The 16,281-nt window shown below is 70.2% G+C and carries 14 protein-coding genes; 7 read left to right on the forward strand and 7 right to left on the reverse strand.

Annotated elements, in window-relative coordinates; genetic code table 11:
- Nucleotides 1–57: 57 nt before the first annotated feature.
- Nucleotides 58–738, reverse strand: a complete 681-nt coding sequence (locus tag WFH44_RS08440) for a phosphoribosyltransferase (protein WP_336713278.1) — start codon at nt 736–738, stop codon at nt 58–60.
- A gap of 172 nt (nt 739–910) precedes the next feature.
- On the opposite strand from WFH44_RS08440, the gene WFH44_RS08445 reads away from it, so the two are divergent.
- Genes WFH44_RS08445 through WFH44_RS08455 form a run of 3 tightly spaced genes read left to right on the forward strand, consistent with a single transcriptional unit; the run spans nt 911 to nt 3,971 of the window.
- Nucleotides 911–2,095 carry a type III polyketide synthase gene (locus WFH44_RS08445; RefSeq protein ID WP_336713280.1) on the forward strand — a complete coding sequence of 395 codons (1,185 nt, stop codon included), beginning with the start codon at nt 911–913 and terminating at the stop codon, nt 2,093–2,095.
- Nucleotides 2,096–2,152: 57 nt separating this feature from the next.
- Nucleotides 2,153–2,812: a class I SAM-dependent methyltransferase gene (locus WFH44_RS08450; protein ID WP_442892895.1), complete on the forward strand. Its 660-nt coding sequence runs from the start codon at nt 2,153–2,155 to the stop codon at nt 2,810–2,812.
- Nucleotides 2,805–3,971 carry an FAD-dependent oxidoreductase gene (locus WFH44_RS08455; protein WP_336713284.1) on the forward strand — a complete coding sequence of 389 codons (1,167 nt, stop codon included), beginning with the start codon at nt 2,805–2,807 and terminating at the stop codon, nt 3,969–3,971. Before WFH44_RS08450 ends, WFH44_RS08455 begins: the two co-directional genes overlap by 8 nt.
- Before the next feature lie 9 nt (nt 3,972–3,980).
- Here the strand turns inward: WFH44_RS08455 and WFH44_RS08460 are convergent, their stop codons facing one another.
- A complete protein-coding gene (locus WFH44_RS08460) occupies nt 3,981–4,475 on the reverse strand; it encodes a DUF2231 domain-containing protein (RefSeq protein WP_336713286.1) in 495 nt (164 codons plus the stop codon).
- A gap of 140 nt (nt 4,476–4,615) precedes the next feature.
- Here WFH44_RS08460 and mshA point away from each other — a divergent pair, with 140 nt between their 5' ends.
- On the forward strand, nt 4,616–5,854 hold the full coding sequence (gene mshA, locus WFH44_RS08465) for a D-inositol-3-phosphate glycosyltransferase (protein WP_336713647.1): 1,239 nt from the start codon (nt 4,616–4,618) through the stop codon (nt 5,852–5,854).
- A 59-nt stretch (nt 5,855–5,913) separates the two neighbouring features.
- Here the strand turns inward: mshA and WFH44_RS08470 are convergent, their stop codons facing one another.
- From WFH44_RS08470 to WFH44_RS08485, 4 genes are read right to left on the reverse strand one after another with little or no spacing between them, the layout of a single operon-like run.
- The gene (locus WFH44_RS08470; protein ID WP_336713287.1) at nt 5,914–7,143 is read right to left on the reverse strand and encodes a kynureninase; all 1,230 of its coding nucleotides are present in this window, start codon (nt 7,141–7,143) and stop codon (nt 5,914–5,916) included.
- 28 nt (nt 7,144–7,171) lie between these two features.
- Nucleotides 7,172–8,068: a MaoC family dehydratase gene (locus WFH44_RS08475; protein WP_336713288.1), complete on the reverse strand. Its 897-nt coding sequence runs from the start codon at nt 8,066–8,068 to the stop codon at nt 7,172–7,174.
- Nucleotides 8,065–9,402, reverse strand: a complete 1,338-nt coding sequence (locus tag WFH44_RS08480) for a 3-oxoacyl-ACP reductase (RefSeq protein WP_336713289.1) — start codon at nt 9,400–9,402, stop codon at nt 8,065–8,067. Before WFH44_RS08480 ends, WFH44_RS08475 begins: the two co-directional genes overlap by 4 nt.
- Before the next feature lie 2 nt (nt 9,403–9,404).
- The gene (locus WFH44_RS08485) at nt 9,405–10,733 is read right to left on the reverse strand and encodes an acetyl-CoA C-acetyltransferase (protein WP_336713290.1); all 1,329 of its coding nucleotides are present in this window, start codon (nt 10,731–10,733) and stop codon (nt 9,405–9,407) included.
- Between the two features lie 78 nt (nt 10,734–10,811).
- Here WFH44_RS08485 and WFH44_RS08490 point away from each other — a divergent pair, with 78 nt between their 5' ends.
- Together WFH44_RS08490 and WFH44_RS08495 are read left to right on the forward strand one after the other, a co-directional pair.
- Nucleotides 10,812–11,510, forward strand: coding sequence for a TetR/AcrR family transcriptional regulator (locus tag WFH44_RS08490; protein ID WP_336713291.1), 699 nt, complete (start codon nt 10,812–10,814; stop codon nt 11,508–11,510).
- A 22-nt stretch (nt 11,511–11,532) separates the two neighbouring features.
- Complete coding sequence (locus WFH44_RS08495) at nt 11,533–13,611, forward strand: acyl-CoA dehydrogenase family protein (RefSeq protein WP_336713292.1); 2,079 nt, start codon at nt 11,533–11,535, stop codon at nt 13,609–13,611.
- 64 nt (nt 13,612–13,675) lie between these two features.
- On the opposite strand, the gene glgA is transcribed toward WFH44_RS08495, so the two are convergent.
- Nucleotides 13,676–14,878 carry a glycogen synthase gene (glgA, locus tag WFH44_RS08500; protein ID WP_336713293.1) on the reverse strand — a complete coding sequence of 401 codons (1,203 nt, stop codon included), beginning with the start codon at nt 14,876–14,878 and terminating at the stop codon, nt 13,676–13,678.
- A gap of 101 nt (nt 14,879–14,979) precedes the next feature.
- On the opposite strand from glgA, the gene glgC reads away from it, so the two are divergent.
- Nucleotides 14,980–16,224, forward strand: coding sequence for a glucose-1-phosphate adenylyltransferase (glgC, locus tag WFH44_RS08505; protein ID WP_336713294.1), 1,245 nt, complete (start codon nt 14,980–14,982; stop codon nt 16,222–16,224).
- Nucleotides 16,225–16,281 lie beyond the last annotated feature (57 nt).

Consider the following 16,281-nt stretch of genomic DNA (forward strand, 5'->3'; position numbering starts at 1 on the left):
CCCAACGTGTGTGCCGCCCGATGCCGCGGGGATCTCCGGGCACCGGATCGGCCGGGCCTAATGGCGGTGCCCGGCCAGCAGCCGTATCACCTCCTCGTCGCTTGTCTGGTCGAAAATCTCGTAGGCCTGTCCCACGGCCACGAAGTCCTTCGGGACCCACGGGCAGACGACGTCGTCGGCCTGCCGCCGCAACAGCTCGCAGGTATGGCCGAGCCCCACGGGGACGGCGACGACGATGCGCTCCGGATCCAGTTCCCGCAGGACGGCCACGGCGGCCCGCATGGTCGCCCCGGTCGCGAGGCCGTCGTCGACCACGATGACCGTGCGTCCGGCGAGGGCGGGTGGCTCCCGCCCGGACCGGTACAGCCGCTCCCGGCGTTCGAGTTCCGCGCGCTCCCGCCCGGCAACGTCGTCGAACGCCGCCCTGCGGCCGAAGTCCGCGAGATAGCGGGACAGGACGTCCTCGTTGCGGACCGTCACCTGGTGGCCGGCGACGGACGCCATGGCGCCCATGGCCACCTCTGCATGCCCGGGGACGCCGATCTTGCGCACCAGGACCACATCCATTGGCAGGTCCAGGCCGTCGGCAACGGCCGCGGCCACCGGGACTCCGCCGCGCGGCAACCCGAGGACCAGCACGTCCTCCCTGCCGGCATAGGCCTGCAGGTGCGATACCAGCGTCCTGCCGGCCTCGCGGCGGTCCGGATACTGTGTGGCCCGTTCGGCTCTGATCCGCATCGTGCCTCCCGTCTGGATCCGGTTCGGCTGCACGGCTGCCGTGAGCAATGTTCAGCTGGCTTACTTTTCTCCACCGTATGACTCATTCCGGCAGCACACAAGGCGACTGACAAGGCGGGCGGATCCGGAGGCGGCCATTGTCTTCGGCCGTCGGCTCAACTAAGAATGGACCATGCCGGTCACCCTCAGAGCCCTCGAAACCGCCGTTCCCGAGACCGTCCTGGTCCAGTCGGAGGTCCGCGAAGTTTTCGCCGCGCAGCCGGGGCTGACCCGCCTCGGCCAGCGTCTAGTGGCAACCTCCTTCGACCACTCGGGCATCGAAACCCGGTACACCGCAGTCGAGGAGCTGACCCTGACCCGGCGCAGCGAGGAGCCCGTCTTCTTCGATGCCGGCAGCCGCTCCATCCTGAGCCCGAGCACCAAGGTCCGCAACGACATCTTCGCCGCCAAGGCCACGCCCCTCTTCATCGAGGCGGCGCGGAAGGCCCTTGCCGCGTGCCCGGAACTGGGTCCGGCCGACATCACCCACGTGGTCACGGTCTCCTGCACGGGCTTCTTCAACCCCGGGCCGGACTACAAGATCGTCAGGGCGCTCGGACTCGAACCGTCGGTCCAGCGCTACCATCTCGGTTTCATGGGCTGTTACGCCGCCTTTCCCGCCCTGCGCGCAGCGAAGTCCTTCTGCGAGGCGGACGCGGACGCCGTGGTCCTGGTCGTGACCGCCGAACTCTGCACGCTGCACGTGCGCTCGTCGAATGACCCGGACACGATCATGGGTTCCTCGCTGTTCGCGGACGGTGCCGCGGCCGCCGTCGTCACTGCCCGCGACCTGCCCGGAACCTCGCCCGCCCTCGTGCTGGACCACTTCGAAACCGTGCTGACTCCCGTCGGCGAGGAGTCGATGGCCTGGAACATCGGCGACGAGGGCTTCGAAATGGTGCTCGGCACCTACGTCCCGCACATCATCGATGACCACATCGTCGGGGCGCTCGATCCGCTGCTGGCACGCGACGCGTCGCTCTACGGGCAGCCCTACCGGGACATCACGCACTGGGCGATCCATCCCGGCGGCCGCAGCATCCTGGACAAGGTGGAGGCCAAGCTCGAGCTGACCGAGGAGCAGCTCGTGCCGGCACGCAGCGTGCTCCGTGACTACGGCAACATGTCCAGTGCCACCGTCATGTTCGTCCTGAAGCACATCCTGGAGTCCCCCTTCGGCGGCGCGGACGAGCGGATCTGCTCCATGGCCTTCGGGCCGGGCCTGACCGTTGAGACCGGGCTGTTCACGAAGACCGGTGCCGCCACCGCAGGCACCGTAGCCGCCCCGACCGACACCGCGGCCGCCGCGGCGCGCTGAAGCGTGCCACGCCAGATACGCTTCCTCGCGGAGCGGGCCGCCAACGCCGTCGAGGAAATGGACCGCCCGGACTGCGACCCGACGCTGCTGCGCCGCACGTACCAGCAGTTCCCGGTGGTCAATCGGGCGATCGCCGGCTGGCGCTGGCTGTACCGGCACCGGCTGCGGCCGCTGCTCAATGCCGGGGAGGAGAATACCCTGCTGGACATCGGGTCCGGCGGCGGAGACATCGTCCGCTTCCTGGCCCGCTGGGCGGCCGCGGACGGGATCAGGCTCGACATCACCGGTGTGGATCCGGACGAGCGGGCCCATGCCTTCGCGGTTTCCGCTCCGGCGCCGCCCGGGGTACGGTTCCGGCGCGCCTTCAGCTCGGACCTGGTCGCGGAAGGCCGGCGCTTCGACCTCGTGACCTCCAACCACCTGCTGCACCACCTCACGCCGGATGACTTCGCGGCCCTGCTGGCGGACTCCGAGCGGCTCAGCCGCCGCGCGGCGGTCCACAGCGACATCCGGCGCAGCCCCGCGGCCTACTGGCTCTTCGCCGCGGGGACGCTGCCCTTCTTCCATGGCTCCTACATCCGGCGCGACGGGCTGACCTCGATCCGCCGCAGCTACACGGGCGAAGAGCTCAGGCGGGCGGCCCCGCCCGGCTGGAGCGTGGAGAACCGGCCCCCGTTCAGGAACGTGCTGACCTATCGGGCGCCGGCCGATGCCTGAGGTGGCCATTGTCGGGGCCGGCCCGGTCGGGCTGCTGCTGGGACTGCTGCTGCGCCGCAGCGGCATCGACGTCCTGATCATCGAGCAGCGGACCCGGCGCAGCGGCCACACCCGCGCCATCGGAATCCATCCCCCGGCGCTGGCCGCCCTCGAGGACGTCGGGGTTGCGGAGGAACTGATCGGGGCCGGAACCAGGATCACGGCCGGCAGGGCCCTGAGCGGCGGCCGGGAGGTTGCGCGCCTTGCCTTCTCCACGGTGCCGGGCCGGCATCCGTTCGTCCTGGCGGTGCCCCAGCCGGTCACGGAACGCGTCCTCCGAGCGCATTACCTTGCCGTCGGGGGGCAGATCGTCGAGGGGCTGCGGATCGTTTCCGCGTACGACGCCGGTACGAGCGTTTCGCTGTGCGGCCAGCGGGCCGACGGGGAGAGGGTGCAGCGGGGGCCCGAGGTGAAATCCGGCGCTTCGGTGAGGATCGACGCAGCGCTCGCCGTCGGCGCGGACGGCGCACGGTCCACGATGGCCGCCGCGGTCGGGGCCGTCCCCAGGCCCCGCACGTATCCGGACACCTACCTGATGGGCGACTTCGCGGACGCGACGGGCGAGCCCGGGACCGCGCTGCTCTTCCTCGAGCGTGACGGCATCGTCGAGTCCTTCCCGCTGCCGGCCGGAATCCGCCGCTGGGTGGTGCGGACCCGGCAGCTGCAGCCTCCCGGAGCGGTGGAGCTGGCCGAGCTGGTCCGCCGCCGGACGGGGATCCGGATCGACGCGGGCTCCAACTCCATGCTCAGCGCCTTCGCCGTCCAGTCCCGGCTGGTGCGCCGCATGGTCACCGGCAGGATCGCGCTGATCGGCGACGCCGCCCACGAGATCAGCCCCATCGGCGGGCAGGGCATGAACCTGGGCTGGCTGGATGCGGCGGCCCTGGCACCGATCATCTCGGGCGCCCTGGCCGGCGAGCCCGCGGCCGGCGCCCTCCGCCGCTTCGAACAGGTCCGCCGCAGGGCTGCCGTCGTCGCCGCCGCGCAGGCCCACCTGAACATGGCGCTGGGCCGGCCGCTGCCGCCGCCGCTGCTGGCCGCCCGCAACCGGGCGCTGTCGGCCGCGCTGGGCCACCCGCGGGCAGGGCAGCTGCTGGCCCGCCGCTTCACCATGCACTGACGCCGGCGGTCAAGGCTCCTGCTGGAAGGACCCCTCCCAGACCGCGCGGCTGCCGGACTCCCCGGCCCGGATGACCGTCGTCGTCGCACCCGCGCATGCGGCGAGCACCGCCAGCGCGGCCACGGCGGCCAGCGCCCTGGACGGGAAACTGCCGTGCGTGCCGCTCGACCGGGAGCGGGCCCGCGACCTGAACCACAACCATTGTCCGGTGGCCCCCGCGAAGAGCGCCGCGGCCCACGGCAGCATCAGCTCTGCCATCGCATGGTGTTCGTCTAGCAGCCTGGTCTGGTCGACACGCGCAGCCAGCCACTGGCCGGCCTGCTGGGTCACCGGCACCAGCAGCAGGGCCGCCAACGCCAGCAGCGGAGCGACGATGCCCAGCCTGCGGCGGGCCGCCGGCCACAGCAGCGAGAGCACGGTGCACACGGAAGCCAGCGGCACGAGGACCACGGTGGCGTGAACCAGCAGGACGTGCAGCGGCAGGCCGTTGACCTGGTAGTCCATACCGGTCCCCCTTAGGCCGCCGGCGGCGCGCGGCGCGTCATGCCGGGCGGCACCTACAGGTGCAGACGCCGTTCGGGCCGGAAAGGTTCAGCGGCGGTAGAGTATTTCCCTGAGTCCTCGCTTCCATGGGAAAGGAAACCATGCGTGTGCTGCGCCGTATTGCGGTCCTGTCCCTGCACACCTCGCCGCTGGCGGTGCCGGGTGGCGGCGACGCGGGCGGCATGAATGTCTACGTCCGGGCGGTATCGCGCGAGCTGGTGGCGATGGGCACCGAGGTGGACGTCTTTACCCGCTCGACCTTCGAGGGGCAGGAGCCGGTCGAGCGTCCGCGCCCCGGCGTGCGCGTCGTGCACCTGCCCGGCGCATCGGCCGACACCGTGCCGAAGGAGCAGCTGCCGCTGCACCTGGACCGGTTGTCCGCCGAGCTGCGGCGGTTCGCGGACGCGGACGGCGGGGACAGGTACGACGTCATCCACTCGCACTACTGGCTCTCCGGAAAAGTCGGGCTGGAACTGCAGGCCGACTGGCGGGTTCCGCTGGTCCACTCCATGCACACGATGGCCAAGGTCAAGAACCTCCACCTGCTGCCGGGGGAACCGCGGGAACCGGACGTGCGCATCTTCGGCGAACAGGACATTGCGGAGGGCGCTGCGCGGCTCGTGGCCAACACCCTGACCGAGGCCACCGAGCTCAGGGAGCTTTACGGCACCCCGTCCGAGCGGATCGACGTTGTCCCGCCCGGGGTGGACCTCGGCGTCTTCCATCCCGCCGGCCGCGCGCTGGACCGCCGCGCGCTGGGCATCGGGGACGGCACCTTCCACATCTGCTTCGCCGGCAGGATCCAGGCGCTGAAGGGCCCGCAGGTCCTGCTCGCCGCCGCGGCCCGCCTGCTGGACCGGTGTCCGGACATGCGGCTGCAGGTCACCGTCATCGGCGAAGCGAGCGGCGCCAGCCCGCTGGACCTGAAGGCCCTCGTGGCCGAGCTTGGCCTGGCCGGGCGGGTGCGGCTGCTGCCGCCGGTCTCCGCCAAGGAGCTGGCGCGGCATTTCCGCAGCGCCGACGTCGTGGCCGTGCCCTCCTACAGTGAGTCCTTCGGGCTGGTCGCTCTGGAAGCCCAGGCCTGCGGCACGCCCGTGGTGGCGACCAACGTCGGCGGCCTGCCCTCCGCCGTCAGCCACGGGGCGACCGGTCTGCTGGTGGACGGCCACTCCCCGGATGACTGGGCCTCGGCCCTCGGCGAGCTGTTCGAGTACCCGGCCTTCCGGGCCCGGCTGGGCAGCAGTGCCGCCATCCATGCCGCGGCCTTCGGCTGGGAGCAGACGGCGGCCCTCACCGCCCACAGCTACCAGCACGCCCTGGACCACTTCAGCCCCGTCTGAGCCGGGCGCCCTCGGCGCTTCGGGGCGCCCATACCTCTGTCGCCTCGGGCTGGGCGGATTCAGTCCCCGGCCAGCTCTTCGGCGATCGCGGACACGCCGCGGTAGACCTCCTCGAAACCGGTCGACAGCGGCGACAGGCCCAGCCGCAGGCCATTCGGGTTCCGGTAGTCCGGAATGACGCCGCGCTCCCACAGCCGCGCCGTCATCTTCCGGAAGGCGGGATGGTCGATCGTCAGGTGGCTGCCGCGTTCCTCCGGGTTCCGCGGCGAGGCAAGAACGACGCCGTGCGGTGCCAGCAGCGCGTCCGTCGCCTCCAGCGCAAATTGCGTCAGGGCCTTTGACTTCTCCCGGATGGCGCCGATGCCGGCTTCGCCGATGAGCGCAATCATGTCCGCAATGGCCGTCATCCCGATGATCGGCGGCGTGCCGCTGGCGAAGCGCCGGATCCCGGCGGCGGGCGTGTAGCCCTGGCCCATCCCGAAGGGGTCCTCGCTGCCCAGCCACCCCTGGATCGGCTGGGTCAGCTGCTGGTGCCCGTGGCGCACGTAGAGCCAGGCCGGCGCCCCGGGCCCGCCGTTGAGGTACTTGTAGCTGCAGCCCACGGCCAGGTCCACGCCCCAGGCGTCGAGCTCCACCGGGACCACCCCGGCCGAATGGCACAGGTCCCAGAGCACCAGGGCGCCGGCATCATGCACGGCCTCGGTGATGGCGCGCATGTCGGCCAGGTGGCCGGACCGGTAGGCCACGTGGCTGAGCACCACGAGCGCCGTCTGGTCCCCCGTCACGGAACGGACCAACTCTACGTCCGCACCGCCGTCGTACGGGACCTCGAGCCAGTCGAGCTCCAGGCCCCGCTCCGCGGCAATGCCTTCCAGCACGTAACGGTCCGTGGGAAAGTTGTCCCGGTCGATGACCACCCGGTTCCGGCCCGGACGTGCCGGGAGCGCCGCGTGGATGAGCTTGTAGAGCAGGACGGTCGTGGAGTCGGCGATGAGGCACTGGCCCGGTCCCGCGCCGAGGGCGGTCCGGCCCAGCTCGTCGCCTAGCTGCGCGGGCAGTTCCAGCCAGCCTTCGCCCCAGCCGCGGATCAGTCGCCCGCCCCACTGCCCCACCATCAGCTCCTGCACCCGTCCGACGGAGGCGGCAAGCGGCCGGCCCAGCGAGTTGCCGTCCAGGTACGCGGGGACGGCGGGATCGTCGTGGCCGATGAAGCGGGCACGGTAGGGGGCGAGCGGGTCCTCCGCATCAAGCCGGCGGGCGCGGCTGAGCAGGCTGGGGGCGTCGGTCATGGCCCCAGCATACGCACCGCCGCCCCGCCTAGAGGGCCCGGGCAGTGCCCTGGAAGTGCTTGCGGTGGCTGCGTTCGCCCCAGCCGGCGAAACAGGACGCGCCCCACCGGCCGCCGGCTTCCTCGTCCTCGATCCTGACGGCGACGGTCGCCGGCAGGAAGACCGGCGCCGCGAAGCGGATATCCCATTCGAACTTTTCCGCGGCCACCGACTCGATGCTGGTCAGCACCCGGGAGGCGAGGTACATGCCGTGCGCGATGGAGCGCTTGAGGCCGAGGACCCGCGCGGAGAGGGAACTGAGGTGGATCGGGTTGAAATCCCCCGAGACCCCGGCGTATTCCCGGCCGGCTTCCGGACCAAGCCGCCAGGTGGCCGTGGGTCTCGGCGGTACGAAATCCTCGCGCGGCGGACGGGTTTGCTTATCGAGACCGGGAAGGAAGACGCCCTTGGCCAGGTAGGTCGAGACGCCTTCCCAGACCGGCTCCCCCGCCGAGCTCACGGTCACGTGCAGGTCTACCTGGGTTCCCGCGTAGTGTCCCGCGAGATTGTCCGCCCAGGCGGTGATCTCGAGGGGCTCGCTGAAATGGATGCTGCGCAGGTGCCTGACCCTGTTGCCCAGGTGGACCATGCCCAGCAGCGGCAGCGGGAAGTCGGTGCGGGCCAGGATGCTCATCCCCACCGGGAACGCGGCCGAATGCACGAAGACCGACGGCAGACTGTCGCGGACCGTGCCGTGCAGGAGATGCTGGAAGCGGGTGATGTGTTCCAGGCTGACCCGTACGTCCTCCACCGTGTGCCGTGCCGGCGGCAGCACCAGGGGCCGTTCCAGGGCGCCGAGCTTGGTCCGCGCCGCGGTCGACGCGGCGCTGACATAGAGCCGCGAGAGGGACGGCAGCTCCTCGAGCAGGACATTGTTGGGGCTCATGCGCCCACCAGGCTCTGTCCGCAGACCCGCAGGGTCTGGCCGTTCACGCCGCCCGCCGCGTCCCCGGCCAGGAACGCGACGGCTTCGGCGACATCCACCGGAAGCCCGCCCTGCTGCAGCGACGGGAGGAGGCGTCGTGCCACCTCCCGGGTTCCCCACGGGATCCGCGCCGTCATCTCTGTTTCGATGAAGCCGGGTGCGACGGCATTGATCGCCCCGCCCCGTTCGGCGAAGGCCGCCGCGGACGCCGCGGCCATGCCGATCACGCCGGCCTTGGACGCGGCGTAATTGGTCTGCCCGCGGTTGCCCGCAATGCCGCTGGTCGAGGCCAGGCACACTACGCGCGGTGCCTGGCCCGCGCCGGAGGCAAGCAGGGCCTCATTGATCCGCAGCTGCGCGGCCAGGTTGACGTTGATGACGGAGTCCCACCGCGCCTGGTCCATGTTGGCCAGCAGCTTGTCCCGGGTGATGCCTGCGTTGTGGACCATGATGTCCAGTCCGCCGTAGCGGCTGCGGGCATGCTCGAGGATCCGGGCGCCGGCGTCGTCGCTGGTGATGTCCAGCTGGAGCGCGGTGCCGCCGGCGGCGTTGGATACCTTGGCCAGTTCCTCCCCGGCTGCGGGCAGGTCGATGCAGATGACGCGCGCGCCGTCCCGGTGCAGGACCTTCGCGATGGCGGCGCCGATCCCCCGCGCGGCACCCGTAACCACGGCGGTCCGTCCCGCCAGCGGCCGGTCGGCATCCTCCGGCAGCCGGTCCGCCCCGGTGCCGACCAGCAGGAACTGGCCGTCAACGTAGGCACTGCGACCCGAGAGCAGGAACTGCAGGGCACCCAGCGCGCTCGGATCGACGGGGCCGGCGCCATCGTCCAGCAGAAGTCCATTGGCGGTGGCCCCGGCCCGGAGCTCGCGGGCCAGCGATCGGACCGCGCCCTGGACGCCCTGCCGGGCTGCGGCCGCAGCGGGCGTCGGCGCCGAGTCAACCGGCCGGGAGATGCTGACGACCCGCGCACCCGGGGCCAGGTCCCGGAGGGAGGCTCCGGCGGCGAGCATGGGTTCCGAGAGCTCCCCCGGCTCCGACACCGTGGTCAGGTCCAGGACGATCGCGCCGAGCTGTTCTCCGGACGCGGCGTGGTGCCGGACCTCCAGACCCCATCCCGACAGCTGCCCGATGAGGCCTTCCGTGGAGCCGGACGCGACCACCAGCACCGGTCCCGGCACCAGCGGCTGGCCGCGGCGGTAGCGGCGCAGTTCCGCGGGCCGTGGCAGCCCGAGCTTCTTGGCGATGCCGCTGGCGGGCGGGCTGTTGACAAGCTTCAGGTATGCGTCCGCCATGCTCAGCAGGCCTCCAGGATGGCGACGACGCCCATGCCGCCGGCGGCACAGACCGAGATCAGTCCGCGGCCGCGACGGCCCTCGGATACGGCCTGCTCGTGCAGCAGCTTGGCGAGCGTCGCGACGATGCGGCCTCCGGTCGCGGCGAAGGGGTGGCCGGCGGCGAGGGATGATCCGGTGACGTTGATCTTGCTGCGGTCGATTTTGCCCAAGGACGCGTCGAGGCCGAGCTTGTTGCGGCAGAACTCTTCGCTTTCCCACGCGGACAGGTGGCAGAGCACCGTGCCGGCGAACGCTTCGTGGATCTCGATGAAGTCGAAATCCTCGAAGGTCAGCTGGTGCCGGGCCAGCAGCCTCGGGACGGCGTAGGCCGGGGCCATCAGCAGGCCCTCCTTGCCGTGGACGAAGTCGACGGCGGCGGCTTCCGCGTCCACAATGCTGGCCAGCATCGGCAGGTCCCGGCTACGGGCGTAGTCCTCGGAACCGATCAGCACGGCGGAGGCACCGTCGGTCAGCGGTGTCGAGTTGCCCGCGGTCATCGTTGCCTTGTCGCCGAGATTCCTGCCGAAGACCGGCTGCAATGCGGCCAGCTTCTCGATCGAGGTGTCCGCCCGGAGATTGCCGTCCCTGGTCAGCCCCTGGTACGGCGTGACCAGGTCGTCGAAGAAGCCGCGTTCGTAGGCAGCGGCCAGGTTCCGGTGGCTGGCCAACGCCAGCTCGTCCTGTGCGGCCCGGCTGATGTCCCAGGCGGCCGTGGTGAGGGCCTGGTGCTCCCCCATCGAGAGGCCGGTGCGAGGTTCAGCGGTTCCCGGGGCGACCGGAGCCAGATCCTTCGGGCGCAGCTTGGCCACTGCCGCCGCCTTCTGCTTGAGCGTCTTGGCCCGGTTGAGTTCCAGGAGCACCGTGCGCAGTCCCTCGCTGACGGCGATCGGGGCGTCCGACGCGGAATCGACGCCGCCGGCGATGGCGGAATCGATCTGCCCCAGCTTGATCTTGTTGGCCAGTCCCATCACGGTCTCCAGTCCGGAGGCGCAGGCCTGCTGGAGGTCGTAGGCAGGAGTCGTCGGGGCCAGCGCGGAACCCAGGACGGCTTCGCGCGTCAGGTTGAAGTCGCGCGAGTGCTTGAGCACCGCGCCCGCTGCCACCTCCCCGATCCGTTCGTCGGCGAGGCCGAACCGCGCGACGAGCCCGTCGAGTGCGGCGGTCAGCATGTCCTGGTTGCTGGCCTGCGCATATGCGCCGTTGGCGCGTGCGAAGGGCGTCCGGTTTCCTCCGATCACTACCGCTTTGCGGATGCCCTCAGCGGCGGGCGAGGCGGGTGTTGAAGCCATCAGGATGTCTCCTTACTCGGTGCAGGATTTAGCGCAGGCCGGTTACTAATACCCAGCGTACCTGATACTCTGGGTAACGTGAATACGGCAGCCACTGTACCGCCCCAGGCCTCCGGCGACGGCCGCGCCGAGCGCTGGAGCGCCCACCGCACCAGCCGGCGCAAGGAGCTGGTCCGTGCCGCGCGGCATGCCGTCCATCGGCTGGGCCCGGATGCCTCGATGGAGGACATCGCCGCCGCCGCGGGTACCTCCAAGCCTGTCTTCTACCGCTACTTCGGGGACAAAACCGGCCTGCAGCGCGCTGTCGGCGAAGCGGTGGCCGAACGCATGCAGGCGAAGCTCCAGGAGGCGGCCGCAGTCGCCTCCACGGAACACGACGGCTTGCGGGCGATGGTGGATGTCTATCTGCAGATGGCCGAGTCCTCGCCCAATGTGTACGCCTTCGTGACCCGCAGCGCGGGCCCGGACACCGCCGGGCAGGACGCCATGCCGGTCCACTTCTTTTCCGCCGTAACCGCGATGATCGAAGCTCCGCTCCGCCACCACTTGGAATCGCGCGGCGGCGCCGGCATCGATCTGACGGCCGCCTCATTCTGGCCCCCGGCAGCCATCGGCATGGTGCGTGCGGCCGGAGAGCTCTGGCTGCGGACGCCGCCCGGCGCCGAGAGGCCGGGCCGGGAAGACATGACGGAGCAGATCACCGGATGGCTCTGGGCCGGCATTGCCGGACCGGCCAGCCGGAGGGGTCCGGGCCCCGACACACGAAGTAATCGCTAACGACCCTTCCGGAGGACCAAAGATGACCCAAGTAACCGGACCCGCCGCCGTCGACGTCGAACGGCCCGAGGACGGCATCACTCCGCCGACGCGCCTCGATACCGAAGCACTCGGCGAACGGCTGCTCGGCCGGTGGGCCGACAAGCGCCGGCTCGCCCGCCGGCTCGCGGGCCAGCCGGAACTGGCGCGGATCGACGGCCAGACAATGGCTGAGCACCGCGAACGCGTCTCCGCCCAGCTGAAATACCTGGTGGACACCGGCTCCGTGCATTACGCCTTCCCCGAGCGCCTCGGCGGCGAGGACAACCACGGCGGCAACATCGCCGGCTTCGAGGAACTGGTCATCGCCGACCCGTCCCTGCAGATCAAGGCCGGCGTCCAGTGGGGCCTCTTCGGCGCGGCCGTACTGCATCTGGGCACCAAGGAACACCATGACAAGTGGCTGCCCGCCATCATGAGCCTCGAGGTACCCGGGGCCTTCGCCATGACCGAAACGGGCCACGGGTCGGACGTGGCCAGCATCGCCACGACCGCAACCTATGACCCGGCCACCGAAGAGTTTGTCATCAGCACGCCGCACCGGGCCGCCTGGAAGGACTATCTGGGCAACGCGGCCAAGGACGGCCTGGCGGCCGTCGTGTTCGCGAAGCTCATCACCCGCGGCGTAGACCACGGTGTCCACGCCTTCTACGTGCCCATCCGCGACGCGGAGCGCAACTTCCTCCCCGGCGTCGGCGGCGAAGATGACGGCCTCAAGGGGGGCCTGAACGGCATCGACAACGGCCGGCTGCACTTCGACGGCGTGCGGATCCCGCGGAGCAACCTCCTGGACCGCTACGGGCAGGTGCACGCGGACGGCCGCTACACCTCCCCCATCGCCAGCCCCGGCCGGCGCTTCTTCACCATGCTCGGCACCTTGGTGCAGGGCCGCGTCTCGCTGGACGGCGCCGCCGTGGCGGCGAGCAAGGCCGCCCTGGCCATCGCGGTCAAGTACGCCACCGAACGCCGGCAGTTCCATGCCGGCTCGGCACAGGAGGAAGAGGTCCTGCTGGACTACCAGCGCCATCAGCGGCGCCTGCTGACCCGGCTGGCCACCACCTACGCGGCGGCCTTCGCGCACGAGGAACTGCTGGAGAAGTTCGACGGCGTGTTCTCCGGCGCCCACGATACCGACGGCGACCGGCAGGACCTGGAAACCCTGGCCGCGGCCCTGAAGCCGTTGAGCACCTGGCATGCCCTCGACACGCTGCAGGAGTGCCGCGAGGCATGCGGCGGCGCGGGCTTCCTGGCCGAGAACCGGTTCACCTCCCTGCGGGCGGACCTGGATGTCTATGCGACCTTCGAGGGCGACAACAACGTGCTGCTGCAGCTGGTGGCCAAGCGGCTGCTGGCTGATTATGCCAAGGAGTTCCGCAGCGCCGACTTCGGCGCATTGGCCCGCTGGGTCGCGTCCCAGGCGGCGGATGCCACCCTGCACCGCACCGGGCTGCGCCAGGTGGCCCAGACCTTCGCGGACACCGGTTCCGTGCGGAAGTCCGCCACGTACCTGAAGGACGAGGACACGCAGCGCCAGCTGCTTACCGACCGGGTTTCCTCGATGGTCCGGGAGATCGCCGCGGACCTGAAGCGCGCGGGCAGGCTGCCGCAGTCCGAGGCCGCCGCGCTGTTCAACTCGCGCCAGCACGAACTGATCGAGGCGGCCACGGCCCATGCCGAGCTGCTGCAGTGGGAAGCATTCACGCGCGCCCTGCCGTTAATTGACGACGGCGACACGCGCCAGATCCTGACGTGGGTCCGGGACCTCTTCGGCCTGGGGCTGGTGGAGAAAAACCTGGCCTGGTACCTGATGAACGGGCGGCTGTCGGCGCAGCGCGCCAAGACACTGGGCGACTACATCCACCGCCTGCTGCTACGGCTGCGCCCGTTCGCGCAGGACCTGGTGGACGCCTTTGGCTACGGTCCGGAGCACCTGCGCGCGCCGATCGCCAGCGGTGCGGAACGTAGGCGGCAGGAGGAAGCGGCCGCCTACGCCGGCGGCCTGCGCGCCGCCGGGACTGCCCCCGTGCCGGAAAAGCACGCGCGTTCCGGCACCGCCGGCTAGCAGCACGGAAGCAGCGGCTGGCAGCCCGGGTTGGCCCGGGGCTGTCGGCCGCTGCTTCCGTGTGCTAGGCCTGCTTCAGCACGCCGCGGTAGACCTCGAGCGTGCTCTCGGCGATGGACGTCCAGGAGAAGTGCTCTTCGGCCCGCCGCCGGCCGGCTTCACCCTGGCGCTTGGCCAGGGCCGGGTCCGTGACGGTGGCCGTCAGGGCGGCGGCGAAGTCATTCACGAACTTCTCCGGATCCAGCGGCGTTCCGGTGCCGTCCTGGACCTGCTCGAGCGGCACCAGCGTTCCGGTGACCCCGTCCTCCACGACCTCCGGAATGCCTCCCGTGGCGCTGGCGACGACGGCGGCACCGCAGGCCATGGCCTCGAGGTTGACGATGCCCAGCGGTTCATATACGGACGGGCAGGCGAATGCCGTCGCGTGGCTGAGCACCTGGATCAGCTCGTTGCGCGGGAGCATCCGCTCGATCAGCACCACGCCGTCCCGCCGGGACTTCAGGCCGTCGATCAGCCGGCTGGTTTCGGCCGCCAGTTCCGGAGTATCGGCGGCCCCCAGGCAGAGCACGAGCTGGACCTCCGGGGGCAGCTGGTCGGCGGCGCGGAGCAGGTACGGCACACCCTTCTGGCGGGTGTTGCGTCCCACGAACACCACGGACGGGCGTCCGGGGTCGATGCCCAGGGCGCGGACCGCGTCGTCGTTGTCGTCGCGCTGCCACAGGGCGACGTCGATTCCGTTGTGCACGACCTTCACCTTGTCCGGATCCACCTGCGGGTAGCAGCGAAGGATGTCGGCGCGCATGCCGTGGGACACAGCGATAATGGCGGCAGCGGCTTCGTAGGCCGTCCGCTCGACCCAGGAGGACAGAGCGTACCCGCCGCCAAGCTGCTCGGCCTTCCACGGCCGCAGCGGTTCCAGGGAGTGCGCGCTCAGGACGTGGGGAATGCCGTGCAGCAGGCCCGCCAGGTGCCCGGCCATGTTCGCGTACCAGGTATGGGAGTGCACCAGATCGGCGCCTTCGACGCCGGACAGGATCTCCAAGTCCACGCCGAGGGTCTGCACGGCGGGATTCGCATCGTCCAGTCCGGGCGGGACGGCGTAGCTGCGCACCGACGCGCCATGGAAGTCCGCGGGCCTTTCCTTTCCGAAGGCATGGATGTTCAGGTCCACCTTGCCGGCCAGGACCCGGCTGAGCTCAGCCACGTGCACCCCAGCCCCGCCGTAGATCTCCGGGGGAAATTCCTTCGTCACAATGTCAATCCGCACGCAACCAAACGTAGTCCACGCCGCCCATCTCCTCTAGTCTGATCAGCGGGGGGACTTCATAGTTCGTTCACAGACGGGTACCACCGGATGGGGGAAAGAGAATGCCACAGAAGAAAGTTCTTGCCGTAGTCTTGGCGGGCGGCGAGGGCAAGCGGCTGATGCCGCTGACGGCGGACCGGGCGAAACCGGCGGTTCCTTTCGCCGGCAGCTACCGGCTGATCGACTTCGCACTCTCGAACCTGGTCAATTCGCACTACCTGAAGATCGTCGTGCTGACGCAGTACAAGTCGCACAGCCTTGACCGGCATATCTCCGAGACGTGGCGCCTGTCCGCCCAATTGGGAAACTACGTTGCCTCCGTGCCGGCACAGCAGCGCCGCGGCAAGAGCTGGTTCCTAGGCAGCGCCAATGCCATCTACCAGTCGCTGAACCTGATCCACGACGAAAAGCCGGACATCGTCGTCGTTATCGGCGCGGACCACGTGTACCGCATGGACTTCTCGCAGATGGTCGCGGACCATGTCGCCTCCGGCGCGGCCGCCTCCGTGGCCGCCGTCCGCCAGCCGCTGAAACTGGCGGACCAGTTCGGCGTGATCGAGACGGATCCCCAGAGCCCCTCCCGGATCCAGGCCTTCGTCGAAAAGCCCGAGACCACGGCAGGGCTGCCAGACGATCCGGAGAGCTTCCTGGCATCGATGGGCAACTACGTCTTCACGACCGACGCCCTGCTCCAGGCGCTGGAAGCCGATGCCGATCGACTGGACACGCAACACGACATGGGCGGCGACATCATCCCCTATTTCGTCAACCGCGGAGAGGCCGCAGTCTACGACTTCACCGCCAACGACGTCCCGGGATCGACCGGGGCCGACAAGCAGTACTGGCGCGACGTCGGCACGCTGGACTCCTACTACGACGCGCACATGGACCTGATCCGGCCGATGCCGGCGTTCAACCTCTACAACCTGGAGTGGCCGATCTACACGCGCCAGTCCGTTTCCCCGCCCGCCAAGCTGGTGCGGGGCATGAGCGGCCGCGACGGCACCGCCCTGGACTCCATCCTTTCCCAGGGCGTGGTCGTGTCCGGCGGCAGCGTCAGCGGCTCGGTGCTGGCGACGAACGTCTTCGTCTCCGAAGGAGCGGATGTGGCGGACAGCGTCCTGATGGACAAGGTGTCGATCGGCGAGGGCGCCAAGGTCCGCCGGGCCATCCTGGACAAGAACGTGCGCGTTCCCGCCGGCGCCACGATCGGCCTGGACCCGGATCTGGACCGCGCCCGCGGCTTCACGGTCACGGACTCGGGGCTCACCGTGCTGAGCAAGGGGCAGGAAGTCCTGCTCCCTTAGCCGGCGTAGCGATCAACAAATTCGGGGCCTTGTAGCTTGAGCTACAAGGCCCCGAAT

It is taken from the genome of Arthrobacter sp. USHLN218 (assembly GCF_037144715.1).
Lineage (GTDB): Bacteria > Actinomycetota > Actinomycetes > Actinomycetales > Micrococcaceae > Crystallibacter.

Bases quoted from the DNA above. Each gene is read 5' to 3' on its own strand.
- glgC (WP_336713294.1), top strand. From the start codon at position 14,980: ATGCCACAGAAGAAAGTTCTTGCCGTAGTCTTGGCGGGCGGCGAGGGC.
- WFH44_RS08460 (WP_336713286.1), bottom strand. From the start codon at position 4,475: ATGGACTACCAGGTCAACGGCCTGCCGCTGCACGTCCTGCTGGTTCAC.
- WFH44_RS08455 (WP_336713284.1), top strand. From the start codon at position 2,805: ATGCCTGAGGTGGCCATTGTCGGGGCCGGCCCGGTCGGGCTGCTGCTG.
- WFH44_RS08485 (WP_336713290.1), bottom strand. From the start codon at position 10,733: ATGGCTTCAACACCCGCCTCGCCCGCCGCTGAGGGCATCCGCAAAGCG.
- WFH44_RS08475 (WP_336713288.1), bottom strand. From the start codon at position 8,068: ATGAGCCCCAACAATGTCCTGCTCGAGGAGCTGCCGTCCCTCTCGCGG.
- WFH44_RS08470 (WP_336713287.1), bottom strand. From the start codon at position 7,143: ATGACCGACGCCCCCAGCCTGCTCAGCCGCGCCCGCCGGCTTGATGCG.
- mshA (WP_336713647.1), top strand. From the start codon at position 4,616: ATGCGTGTGCTGCGCCGTATTGCGGTCCTGTCCCTGCACACCTCGCCG.
- WFH44_RS08480 (WP_336713289.1), bottom strand. From the start codon at position 9,402: ATGGCGGACGCATACCTGAAGCTTGTCAACAGCCCGCCCGCCAGCGGC.
- WFH44_RS08440 (WP_336713278.1), bottom strand. From the start codon at position 738: ATGCGGATCAGAGCCGAACGGGCCACACAGTATCCGGACCGCCGCGAG.
- WFH44_RS08495 (WP_336713292.1), top strand. From the start codon at position 11,533: ATGACCCAAGTAACCGGACCCGCCGCCGTCGACGTCGAACGGCCCGAG.
- WFH44_RS08445 (WP_336713280.1), top strand. From the start codon at position 911: ATGCCGGTCACCCTCAGAGCCCTCGAAACCGCCGTTCCCGAGACCGTC.
- WFH44_RS08450 (WP_442892895.1), top strand. From the start codon at position 2,153: ATGGACCGCCCGGACTGCGACCCGACGCTGCTGCGCCGCACGTACCAG.